This is a genomic window from Pseudooceanicola spongiae (genome assembly GCF_014899185.1).
In the GTDB taxonomy this organism is placed as follows: domain Bacteria; phylum Pseudomonadota; class Alphaproteobacteria; order Rhodobacterales; family Rhodobacteraceae; genus Pseudooceanicola; species Pseudooceanicola spongiae.
In genome coordinates this window covers 960453-972674 of the sequence record NZ_CP045201.1, presented here as the reverse complement: position 1 = coordinate 972674, position 12222 = coordinate 960453, and the positions used below count along the sequence as shown (strand labels likewise).

5 protein-coding genes and 5 pseudogenes are annotated in these 12222 nt (G+C 58.2%); 7 read left to right on the top strand and 3 right to left on the bottom strand.

The window, feature by feature from the left end; translation table 11 throughout:
- Positions 1-480: 480 nt before the first annotated feature.
- Positions 481-2559: a methyl-accepting chemotaxis protein gene (locus F3W81_RS04550; protein WP_193082468.1), complete on the top strand. Its 2079-nt coding sequence runs from the start codon at positions 481-483 to the stop codon at positions 2557-2559.
- A gap of 435 nt (positions 2560-2994) precedes the next feature.
- On the opposite strand, the pseudogene F3W81_RS21110 reads toward F3W81_RS04550, so the two are convergent.
- The 3 pseudogenes from F3W81_RS21110 to F3W81_RS04535 form a co-directional block, all read right to left on the bottom strand.
- Positions 2995-3239 (bottom strand): annotated as a pseudogene (locus tag F3W81_RS21110) (IS3 family transposase); the annotation flags it as partial.
- 51 nt (positions 3240-3290) lie between these two features.
- A pseudogene (locus F3W81_RS21105) lies at positions 3291-3419 on the bottom strand (transposase); the annotation flags it as partial.
- A 465-nt stretch (positions 3420-3884) separates the two neighbouring features.
- Positions 3885-4808, bottom strand: a pseudogene (locus F3W81_RS04535) (IS481 family transposase).
- Positions 4809-5235: 427 nt separating this feature from the next.
- Here F3W81_RS04535 and istA point away from each other — a divergent pair.
- The 6 genes and pseudogenes from istA (at position 5236) to F3W81_RS04505 (ending at position 12222) form a co-directional block, all read left to right on the top strand.
- Positions 5236-6973: pseudogene (gene istA / locus F3W81_RS04530) on the top strand (IS21 family transposase).
- A gap of 51 nt (positions 6974-7024) precedes the next feature.
- Positions 7025-7894: pseudogene (istB, locus tag F3W81_RS04525) on the top strand (IS21-like element helper ATPase IstB).
- Between the two features lie 1038 nt (positions 7895-8932).
- The gene (locus F3W81_RS04520; protein ID WP_226941856.1) at positions 8933-9886 is read left to right on the top strand and encodes a sialic acid TRAP transporter substrate-binding protein SiaP; all 954 of its coding nucleotides are present in this window, start codon (positions 8933-8935) and stop codon (positions 9884-9886) included.
- Between the two features lie 75 nt (positions 9887-9961).
- A complete protein-coding gene (locus F3W81_RS04515) occupies positions 9962-10477 on the top strand; it encodes a TRAP transporter small permease (protein ID WP_226941855.1) in 516 nt (171 codons plus the stop codon).
- A complete protein-coding gene (locus F3W81_RS04510) occupies positions 10474-11769 on the top strand; it encodes a TRAP transporter large permease (RefSeq protein ID WP_226941854.1) in 1296 nt (431 codons plus the stop codon). The genes F3W81_RS04515 and F3W81_RS04510 overlap by 4 nt, the downstream gene beginning before the upstream one ends.
- Positions 11770-11775: 6 nt before the next feature.
- Positions 11776-12222, top strand: a complete 447-nt coding sequence (locus F3W81_RS04505; protein ID WP_193082464.1) for a type II 3-dehydroquinate dehydratase — start codon at positions 11776-11778, stop codon at positions 12220-12222.

The window sequence follows — 12222 nt, the reverse complement described above, 5'->3', positions numbered from 1 at the left end:
CACGGCCGCTGTTGGCGACACTTGTGCTCATCCTCGCTCTGATCCGATTGATCTGGACCACAGACATGACGCTCGTTGCGCACCGGCTCTTCGCCGGTTGCAGACGGACTCCGACAAGACAGTTCTTGAAATCTGGCTGGCTGCGGGATTTGCCAAAAAGTCGATTTTCAACCCGGAGTTCATGCGCTTGACTGGCATGTCGCCGAACCCGGTCTGATTTGGCCTCGCAGAACGGCTGAAGCAAACGCTATCGCCGCTGACGCGATAGGTGAAGCGGGGGAACCCACGTCAGCTACGACCAACGCGACCTCCCTCGGCGTCACGCGGATATCGAGGCATTCGCTTCCAGGGAGCAGAAACCAAAAAAGAGACAGAAATGCCATAAGGATGCACCGGCGGGAGTTCACCAAATAATAATGACGTTATGAAATGCAGCAAATGCTCGGGAGCTTTACAGCACATCGTCGGAGACCGTCAGACATGACCCTTAAGAGAAAGATTTTCAGCGTTCTCGCGCTGGTCACACTTCTGGCATGGGGTGGAATACTCACGACGATTTCGTTGCTGATTGTCCAGAACACGCGGATGGAGCAAAGTGCGCATGTGTCCCGCGCCCTCACGGATCACCTGATGCCCCTGTTTTCTGCGGTGAAGGACGTAAAGACCGATGTGATCCAGGTCCAGCAATGGCTGACCGATATTTCGGCAACCCGGGCAGCCCCCGGATTTGATGACGGCTTCAGTGAGGCTCAGGTCTATGCCGACACCTTTGAAAAGGACGTCGCTCTGGCAAGGGACCATGCCAAGATGCTGGGGATTTCCGATGTTGCCGTTGCGCTTGACGGACTTCTGAACGCCTTCCCGTCTTTCTACCAGGGCGGAAAGAAAATGGCGAAAGCATATATAGATTCCGGTCCGCAAGGGGGCAACCCGCAGATGGAGGCCTTCGATGAGGTGGCTGAGGTGATGAGCGCCGCGATGGATAATCTTGTGACTGTCATGGACGTCCACCGAGAAAAACTCGCCACGCAGCTGACTGCGATCACCGACGATGTCACCGCCGCCAATACGCGCATGATGTGGCAACTCGGGGTGTTTTCCGTTCTTGCAGCGATCGTGACGGCCTTGGGGGTGATCTATCTTTTCCGCACCCTGACGCGCAGTTTCAGCGATCTCGACAGCGACATTATTGCGGTGATGAGTGAAACGACTGATCAGCTCAGTTGGAAACTGGATCCGGGCAGAACAGACGAACTTGGCCCGGTTGCGCGGGCACTTGATGCTTTTCGACAAAGTCTGTCAGAGACGCGCAGCCGCAAGGAGAGTGAGCGTCTCGCACTTGAACAGCAGCACGAGCGGCAGCGCGAGAGGGAAAAATCGCGGGTGGACCAAGCGCAAGCGCAGGCACGCGACGCCGCAGAGCGAGAGCTGGCGATGCAGGCAAAGCATGCAAGAGAACGCGCCATCGTCGAGGACATCGGGCAGGTCGTGCGGGCCTGTGCTGCAGGCGACTTCTCAAAATCCCTGCGCACGGATGATAAAGAGGGCGTGTTTGCGGAAATATGCGAGGGGCTGAACAAGGTTGGCGAGGCTGCAAATACGGGGCTGGGAGCGGTTCTGTGCGGCTTGCAGGAAATGGCTGCAGGAAATCTGACTCAGCGCATGCCGGAAAACTTCGCGGGCATATTTTCCCAGATTGCGAAGGAAATGAATACCGCCACGCAGACACTGGGGGAAACTCTGGCGGGGATATCTGAATCCTCTGAAACGGTTGATGTCTCGTCGCGCGAGATCGCGACTGTGGCCAGTGATCTGGCAAAACGCTCGGAAACGAATGCCTCGATGCTGGAAAGTACCGCTGTGCAGCTTGAACATATGTCCAGGACTGTGAAGGCAGCAGCGGATTTTGCAGAGACGGCCTGCCTTTCCGTAGAGGGCGTCTCGTCGGGAGCGACCGCTGGCTATGACGTCGTCAGGCGGGCGGTTGACGCAATGGATGCTATACAAAGTTCATCATCAGCGATCGGTAGCATACTGCATGTTATTGACGAAATATCCTTTCAAACCAATCTCCTGGCTTTGAACGCGGGCGTCGAAGCCGCGCGCGCAGGGGATGCGGGGCGTGGCTTTGCCGTCGTGGCCACCGAAGTCCGCGCACTTGCTCGACGCTCTGCCGAAGCTGCAGGTGAAATCGCAGATCTGATTGAAGCGTCAGGGGGCAACATTGATCGCGGTGTTGAACTCGTTCAGGCATCCGGCAGGGCATTCCAGGACATTGTCGGAGGAATCGATATCGCCTCATCACAGATCCGGCAAATCGTGAACGTGTCGAATGAAACTGCGAGCGGGATCGAGGAGATTTCCAAATCAACGAAAGATCTGGACCGCATATCTCAAAACAACGTGGCGGCCCTCGAAGAAACCAACGCGGCGGTCTATGCATTGCAAGCCGAAGCGGCAGCCCTGAGGCGTGCGACAAGTGCATTCCGTACTCATGGAACGCAACGCAAAGCTGTAGGGCATATTGCGGAGTTCACGTCTTCGGCCCGACTGGCCTGAGTTTTTTCGCGGCACTCACTTTTCCGGCATATGCCTCTGCAACATGACCATTTTGCTAGCTGCAACACGGCGTGTTCTGAGCAGCCTCGTGAAATGTCTGAGCTTGATAAAGTGTCTGGCGACATCTGCAGAACATTGAAATTTTTCTCCTTTCGATCGGACTGGCTCCTTGCCGCAGGCCAGACAAAAGTGAGCTCGCTCAAAGGTTCTGCAACTGCGCTTTCGATCTCGCTGCGCGTGATGCGAACGACCGGAAGAGCTGTCCCAGGCTGTAATGACTTTTCGGGCGGGGTAGGGATGGTTGGTCTATTCCTGAGGTCGTCCCGCGCTGACCTAAACTCTGATCTTCACCACGCGGGAGATTGAAAATCTCGAGACGAAAACAGAATACCCTCGAGGTCAAGGTCAAGGTGGGCCTTTCAGGCACAGCCAAGGAGGCAGGACCCTCACGTTGCGCAGGTGCACGAAGCACAGCCTGAAAACCCAAGTCTTGCGGGCGTCGGTCAGGCCGGCCAGCAGGTCAGCGATCCGATCGTTTTCATCTCTGAGCAGCAGGCTGTAGCGATAGCAGGTCTCGCTCACACCACACTTCCGACAGGCCAATGCGATGCTGCCCCCCCCCGGTGCTCCACTGCCGTGGCAGCCATTTTGCGACGCTGAGATGGCCGCGTCACTTTTTTCCAGGAGCCTGTTCAGGCTCTCACGGACTGGTGGCGTTCCATGGCTCGTTTGGCACGCCAATTATAAAAGGACGCCGTGCTCATGCCGTGCTCACGACACAGCTCAGCAACCGGCACACCAACCGCGGCCTGACGCAGGATCTCAAGGATCTGTGGGTCACTCAATCTCGTCATCTCCATCAGAATCTCCTCAGGTATCTTGCTGAGAAAATTCTACGTCCGCTTCACCTTAGGTCTGCGGAGGATTAGCAGATCAAATCAGAGTTTCCTCACGGGATCATGTTGTGCATGACCATAGGGGTCGGACATCACCCAGCTTCCCCCTGCAGGAAGATTTTCCTGGCAAATCACCTCCGGGGCAACCGATGCCCAGAGGGGTCCTTTGTCTGGTGGAGATCGCGGATTGGCACGCCCGCAAGATTTTGCCGTGGCGGTTATCGAACGCGCCGGACGCCGACGTCTGCGTCTAAGTGCTGAACAAGACAATCTGCAGGTTCGAGTCCTCCGAAATAATGAACTGCCGTCGCATGGTTTGAAAGCAAACCACTGTCGGACTGTAGATCTAGGAGGCCAATTCATATTCTTGACTCGGACAGACTACGTGCGTCAGTCGGGCATCCTTATCTTTATGGATAGCAAGGCCCGCTACCTAGACACACTTGTTACATCCCGAAGGTAATATGGCTGTTTCTTGAACCGCTCTGGCTTGAGTTTGTGCACGTCCTTCATCGCCTGCAAGGGGGGCTTGCTGCCTAGGGCTGATTGCGGAAGCTGCTGGTTATAGAGCCAAACGTAGCGGTGCAGCGTTGCCTCCAACTCTTCGCCGGATAGGAAGTATTGGCTTTGCAGCACCTCTTCGATCCGGCCATTCACTGCCCGGCAGTGCATTGAAAATGCACGAGAGGGGAAATGCTTGACCATGCCGTTGGTCTGAGGCGACTTCGGCGGCGTGAGGCGATGCTCGATGCCGAGGGCGGCGCACAGCGTGTCGAACTGGTGTGCGCCAGTCGCTGCACGCTTGCGCAAGCCGAAGAGGCGATCCGTGAACTCCTTGCCGTTGTCCGTGCGAATGGTGCAGATGCGCAGCGGGCAAACGCGCTACAGGTCACGAAAGAAGCGGCGGGCATTTGCCATCTGGGGCACGTATTTCACGTCGATGTGGATCTAGCCAAGCTCAAAGGCCTTGAAGGCGCTGTGTTTCGGTCTTGCTGCCTCGGCCTACATGTCGCGCAGGCTCCCCACACCGTGGCGACGCAGGCAGCGAACCAACCCCAAGCGCGAGTCATTCGGGTTCAAGAACTCGCGCACCACCGCCAGTAGGTCATCAAGTGACACCAGCAATGTCTTGCGTAGCGCTACCGCAACGGCATCCTGCGCGGGCCTCAGCGTCGTCTGCAGCCGGTGCGGCGTGTGGCTGCGACCCTCGACACTGTCGCCGTGCTTCCATTTTGACACCGTCTGCTCGGTCGTGCCGAAGCGTTCAGCCAAGGTCGATGCAGGCTCGTCACTGGCCTGGATCGCCGCCCTTACCGTGGGTATCGTCGTCGCCTGTTTGAGACGATGGATCAGAGTGGTTGCACCCCGTCCAAAACGTCGATCAGAACCGGCCTCTCCATGAAAAATGCAGATTGCCGAGAGGCTATGTGACCGTCCGGGATGGAACACAAACCTTTCATTGTGCGATGATTTTTGGAATAAGGGTGTTATACTTTTGTGCCTGTCAGACCGGGTCTCCAGCCGCGAAAATGGATGCAAGTCGGCGATCAGCGCTGCCCGCCCAACGCCTTTGGCTACCGACTACCCGAGAGTGTCTACTCGCTGAAAATAGAAATCACGCTGTTGGATGTCACTCAGAGCTGACCCAGCAGCAGTCGAAATTGTCACTGAGAATTGACCCATGTGGAACCTTGCCCCTGACGGGATTTGTCGGGGGTTATTGGAGTGATCGACAAGGATTTTTTTAAGCGTCATTCGACGTTGGGCGTTGCGGGACAAGATGCCCATCCGCGAGATTTCACGGCGGACCGGGCTGTCTCGCAACACCATCAGGAGGTATCTGCGGGCGGGCACTGTTGAGCCCAAGTTCCAGGCACCATCAAGGCCAAGCAAGCTGGACCCGTATGCCGCGAAGCTGACAGGCTGGCTGGTGACGGAGCAGCGCAAGTCGCGCAAGGACCGGCGCACCGCCAAGCAGATGCACGCTGATCTTGTTCAGCTTGGCTATGGCGGCTCGTATGAGCGGGTCGCAGCCTTCGTGCGGGTATGGAAGGGGGATCGGCAACCTGCGCTGCAAACCACCGATCGCGGGACATTCGTGCCGCTGGTGTTCCAGCCGGGCGAGGCGTTCCAGTTTGACTGGAGCGAGGACTGGGGTCGCGCACGGTCTGCGCGCCTCCGGCACGGCGTCGGCGGCGAGCGCATCAAGTTGCAGGTGGCCCATATCAAGCTGTCGCACAGTCGGGCGTTTCTGGTCAGGGCCTATCTGTTGCAGACGCATGAGATGCTGTTTGACGCGCACTGGCAAGCGTTCCGGGTCTTTGAGGGCTCCCGGGCCGCGGGATCTACGACAGCGGGAATTGTCCGCCATTGGTCCGAGGACAATGGACGCGAAGACGGCGGTGGATCGCGTGGGCGCTGGCAAGAAGCGTGATGTGAATGCGCGGTTCCTGGCCATGCATTGCCCGGCAGGCGAATTGCGCAGCAATTCTGCCGAGAGGAGCCAGCCACTACGTTTTTGAGCCCAATTTTTGCAATCCGGCAGCGGGCTGGGAGAAAGGACAGGTGGAGAAGAACGTCCGCGATGCGCGTCGCGCTGAAAGCGCGCCTCCGGCACTACGGCTCTGGCAGGTGATGCCAGCCTTCTCAGATCTCGATGCGCTGAATGACTGGCTTGAAGAGCGCTGCAAGGTTCTGTGGGCCGAGACTGCGCATGGCACTTTGTCCCCCTCTCACACATGCAAGCATGTGTTGCCGGTCAGCGGGCAGTATTGCCGATGCCTGGGAGGCCGAGAAGCCGACGCTGATGCCCTTGCCTACGGCCTTTGATGGCTTCGTCGAACAGAGCAAGCGCGTATCGCCCACGCATTGCCCGGCAGGCGCATGCGAAGCATGCTGCCGAGAGGGGGCCTTATCACCTTCGACCGCAATCGCTACTCTGTGCCTGCCAGCTTCGCAAACCGCCCCGTCAGCCTGCACATCTACCCTGAACGGCTGGTGGTCGTGCTGGAAAGCACGCCTTTGGCGTGACGGCCGAAGGGCACGTGGTCTGCGAGCATCGGCGCATCATTGAGCGGTCGCACCGGCAACCTGGCCGCGTCATCTATGACTGGCAACATTGCCTCGCCGTGGTCCAGCGCAAGCCGGGCGCGCTACGAAATGGTGCGCCCTTCGTCGAGATGCCAGAGGCGTTCCGTCAATTGCAGGGGCAGATGCTGCGCAAGCCCGGCGGCGATCGCGAGATGGTCGAGATTCTGTCCTTGGTTTTGCATCACGTCATGCCGGAGGCATGCTTTCAGCATGACGAACAGGCCGTTCTGTGCGCCGTGGACATGGCGCTGGAGGCGGGCGTGCCGACCAAGACCCATGTGCTGAACCTGCTCCACAGGCTGGTGGATGGCACGCCAATCGACCAGCCCGATGTGACGCCACCTTCAAGTCTCGCCCTGAAGAAGGAGCCTGAGGCCAACGTTGCGCGCTACGATGGACTGCGGGGAGGCACACGCCATGCGTCATGATCCCGCCCATTCAATCCTGCGCGCCTCTGGCGCGACGCCGCAATTGTCATCATGCTGCGCAGCCTCAAGATGCATCACGCCAAAGGCGTGCTTCCAGCACGACGCATGGCGCAGGCAGTGCATGACCTCATGGAACAGGGAGCGCCTGCATTTGACGCGGTCACGCTGAAAGCGTGCCTCCGGCACGGCCCCGATCCTGTCGCAACTGCTCAAGGCTGAAATGGCCGAACGCGAGGTGCGCTCCATCCACTGCCCGGCAGTGCATGTTTACATGCACGAGAGGGGCCTATCACATGAAGGCCGCGCGCTTCCCGGCCTACAAGGACCTGTCCCGCTTCGACTTTGCCACCAGCGAGGTCAACGAAGCCCTCGTGCGCCAACTGCATCGGTGCGAGTTCATGGACGCGGCCGAGAACGTGGTCCTGATCGGCGGACCCGGAACTGGGAAAAGCCACGTTGCGGTCGTGCTGAAAGCACGCCTTTGGCGTGACATTGAGCATTCAGGCCATTGAGCATCATCGCAAGCGGGTGCGCTTCTTCTCGACCGTCGAACTGGTGAATGCGCTGGAACAAGAAAAGGCCCAGGGAAAAGCTGGAAAGATCGCCGAGGCGCTGGTGAAGACCGAATTGGTGATCCTGGACGAGCTCGGCTACCTGCCGTTCAGCGCCTCGGGCGGTGCGCTGCTGTTCCATCTTCTCAGCAAACTATACGAGCGCACCAGTGTGGTCATTACCACCAATCTGAGCTTCAGCGAGTGGGCCAGCGTTTTTGGCGACGCCAAGATGACCACTGCACTCCTCGATCGCCTCACCCACCGCTGCCACATCCTCGAGACCGGAAACGACAGCTACCGCTTCAAAGCCAGCTCCGAGACAGCGAAAAAGAAACGGAAGGATACAGCGCCATTGACCACGTCATGAACCAGAAGACATAACAAACGGGCGGGTCAGTTCTCGGTGACAATGCTCGGTCAGTTATGAGTGACATCCAACATACACGCAACGCGATCATCAGAAGAAAAGCTAGAAAGCTCCATATCCAGTCCGAAGATGAGGAGCAGATCAGTTCGCCAGATGATTTCGTTGCGCGATGGCGCGCAGCGTCATTCACTTGCATGGATCTGTCGATCAAGCCCTGACGTATAAACAGTCCGCTGGCTTGCTGTGTATTGGCTTTCTGACCTTCGCTATACGACCCCCGTACATCGAAGCACTGAGCTGATGTCGGAAAGGTATCGTTATCTCGTCCGACATTCAGACCGGAGTGGGACCGATGTCCGTATCCTCAAGACAGAGCAAGAAACTTTAAAGAGAGGCAGGGAGCATCAGAAGTGATCTCTGGGCATCATTCTCCCAACGCCGAGTGCTTTACTGTCAAATAGCCTAGGAATTTAGATTTGCCACTGCCCAGCACTGCTGCGACGTCCGCAGCCAGCGGTCTGATTTGATCACTTTGGTTGACAGTGAGGCAGGATCCCGTTCCGGCGTCGGGTGTGATCGCTGTAGAGGCTCACGGTTCGCTCGGGCAACTTGGGGAAACGGCGACCCCGGTGCCAAGATGTCTGGAGACGAGCAGCACATGTCGGAGCTTGACTGTAGGGAGGGGCTCTTTTCGGCCAGTAAACTCCTGTGACCCAAAAGAATATCGTGGAGCTTGCACCTGATATGCAGAGTCCCCAGCGGCCAAGCTCAGCGCGCGGTGCATCTGTTCTGAGAAATTTGGGAACTGAATAGAGCCGAAAGTCCTGACTGTCTAAAATCAAGAAAACCTTTCCCGTGCAGATCAGCGAAGGCTGTTTTTCTTTGTCTTCTTGCAACTTTAAGGTGCGTGCGTGTGAATTCCCCCTTTACCAATAAAGAGACTTCATCTTAGGATGATTAGATCGTCATATGATTTATTAATCGTATGCGCAAAAAAGGGAGGGATTGATGACAAACCGTAGGATATTTCTAGGGGGTATGGCAGCTGCCGGCCTGACGCTTGGCACAGGTGTGCCAGCTTTCGCGCAGGACGCGAAGCAGCTTCGCTTCTCGGCTGTTTTCTCTGAGCAGGACATCCGTGCAGAGATGATGAAGAAGCTGGCCGCTTCTGTCTCGGACTTTGCAAATCTCGAACTTTTCTACGGCGGCAACCTGTTCAAGCAGACCACCGAAATCATCGCGATCCAGCGCGGCAACCTGGATATGGGCAATGTCGCGCCTCAAGATATCGCGACACAGATCAAGGAGTTCTCGATCCTGACATCTGCCTATCTCTTCCGGGACGTCGAACACCTGAACGCCTTCTTCAACAGTGACGCCGGGGCGGAGATGGTGGGACTGGCGGAAGAAAAGCTGGGCATTCACATCCTGGGGCCGACGTACTTCGGTACCCGACAGGTGGGCCTGCGGATCGACAAGCAGATCAATACACCACAGGACATGGCCGGCGTGAAGCTACGGATGCCAGGCGGAGATGCATGGCAATTTCTGGGCAAGTCGCTGGGGGCCAATCCGACGCCCATGGCCTACGCCGAAGTCTATACCGGCCTGCAAACCGGCGCGATCGATGGTCAGGACAACCCCTTGCCCAACGTCCAGAACATGAAGTTCTATGAGGTGTTGAAGCAGATCGTGTTGACGTCGCACTTGGTGGGCTACGATCTGCTGGTCGTCTCCAGTGAGGTCTGGAACGGCTTCACGCAGGAGCAACGCGCCACGTTCCAGGCTGCCGCGGACGAGGCAATCGCATGGAGCGCCCAGCAACATCTCGCACGCGAGGAGGAGCTTGCGTCCTTCTTCAAGGAACAGGGCGTCAAGATATACACCCCCGACCTGGAAGCCTTCCGCACCCATGCGCAGCAGATGTACCTGGAGTCGGAACTGTCCCAGGACTGGCCCGACGGCATGCTTGAGCGCATCAACAGCCTCTGACCCGCTGCCTCCATCCACTGCTTCCAACCACTGCCGCACCCTGTTTCGGGGTGCGGTGGCTGAAAGGTGAGAAACTTGGAAAGACTGACTGTGCTCGGGTCCTGGCTGCGGCGCAGGGCCGAGGATATTGCCGTCGCGATGCTGACAGTGATGTTCATTGCCTTCGTTGTGCAGGTGGCCTTTCGCTATCTGCTGAACCTCCCTGTCGGTGGCGCTTCGGAGCTGACCACGATCATGTGGCTCTGGCTGGTTCTCTGGGGGGCGTCCTTCGTGTTGCGAGAGCGTGAAGAAATCCGCTTCGACTTCCTGATCTCGATGGTCGGGCCGCGGACCCGCCGATTGATGACGATACTCGCCTGCATAGCACTGTTGTTTCTCTACGGATATTCACTGCCTGCGGCCTGGGACTTCGTCACCTTCATGAAGATACAGGAAACCTCCTACCTCGATCTGCGCTACGACTGGGTCTACTCTATCTACATCATCTTCGCGGTGGCCACGCTGGCACGCTACGGCTGGTTGCTCTGGGCGGCGCTGCGCGGGCGTGACGCCGATGCCCGCCGCTCTGGCGGCGCGGAGGGCGAGCCGTGATAGATCCGTTTAGTGCCGCCATTCTGTCGATCATTCTGCTGGCGCTGCTGGGTCTGCCCGTTGGCCATGCGATGATCACCTCGTCGATCCTCTACCTGCTGATGAGCGGGCAGGACATGGGCACCGCCGCCGAACAGCTGCTGAACGGCATGTTCTCAAGCTATATCCTGCTGGCGGTCCCTCTTTTCATCCTCGCGGCCGAGCTGATGAACTCGGGCAACATGACACTGCGGCTTCTGGCCTTCTGCAACGCATTCATCGGGCGCTTTCAGGGCGGCCTTGCTCTGGTCAACGTGGCGCAGTCCATCATCTTTGCCGGCATGTCTGGCTCGGCCATCGCCGATGCGGCTGGCTCGGGTAAGATGATGCAGAGGATGATGACGGAAGGCGGCAAATATCCCCCCGCATTCGCTGCCGCGCTGACGGCGTCCACAGCGGTGATCGGTCCGATCATCCCGCCGTCGATCCCGATGGTGATCTACGCTCTCGTCTCGGATGCCTCCATCGGCTACCTTTTTCTGGCCGGTGTCGTGCCGGGCCTTCTGATGGGGCTTGTGCAGGCGGGCATCATCATACTGACGGCGCGCCGCAGAAATTTCCCTGTCGAGCAGCCAGTGCCCCTGCGCGAGCTGCCCAAGATTACCTTCGATGCGTTTCCCGCCCTGATGATGCCGGTCGTCCTATTGGGCGGGATCTACGGGGGCGCCACCACACCGACCGAAGCCGCGGCCGTTGCGGCGCTCTATGCGCTGATTGTCTCGGCCGTTCTCTATCGCAGCATATCGCTGCGCTCGACCTACACCTCTGTCCTCTCCAGCGCACGCACCACGGCCTCCATCGGCATGCTGATCGCCGGAGCCCTCGTCTTCAACTACGTGATCACGGTGGAGAACATTCCCGCAGCGCTCAGCCTCTGGCTTGCCGGTTTCGACCTCTCGCCGATCGCCTTTCTGCTGATCGTCAATCTGATCCTGCTGGTCCTTGGATGCCTGCTTGAAGGCACCACGATCCTGCTGGTCATCGTACCGGTCTTCATTCCAACAGCCAGCGCTCTGGGCATCGACATGGTGCATTTCGGGATCGTCTGCGTGGTCAACATCATGCTGGGGCTCATCACGCCGCCCTACGGCCTGCTGCTCTTTGTGATGACCACGATCTCAGGCTGCTCGCTCAGCCAGATCATCAGGGAAATCCTGCCGTTCCTCTGCGCCTTGCTGGTCGCGCTGCTCCTCATCACGCTGATCCCGGAGCTTTCGCTCTGGCTGCCGCGTCTCTTCGGTTACAATGGATAAGAAAACATGACCAAACCTGTCTATGTTCTGAATGGCCCCAACCTGAACCGCCTCGGCAAGCGCGAGCCCGAGATCTATGGCCACGTGACACTTGCGGAGGTGGAAGCTCTGTGCACCGAGGCTGCGGGTTCGGTGGGGCTGGTGTTCCGTCAGACGAACTCGGAAGAACAGATGATCGACTGGATTCACGAGGCGATCGATGGTTCCTGCGCTTTGTTGATCAATCCGGCGGCCTTCACGTTTTACTCAATGGCCATCATGGATGCGCTGAAGATGTACCCGCATCCGCTGATCGAGTTCCACATCACCAATGTCCACCGGCGTGAACCGATGTACCATAACTCTCTGGTCTCGGGGGTGGCGACGGCCGTGATGGCGGGCACCGGCACTCGGGGCTATGGCTACGCCGTGAAGCTGCTGCTCGAGATGGCTGCAGACAAGGTCGCCGCCTGA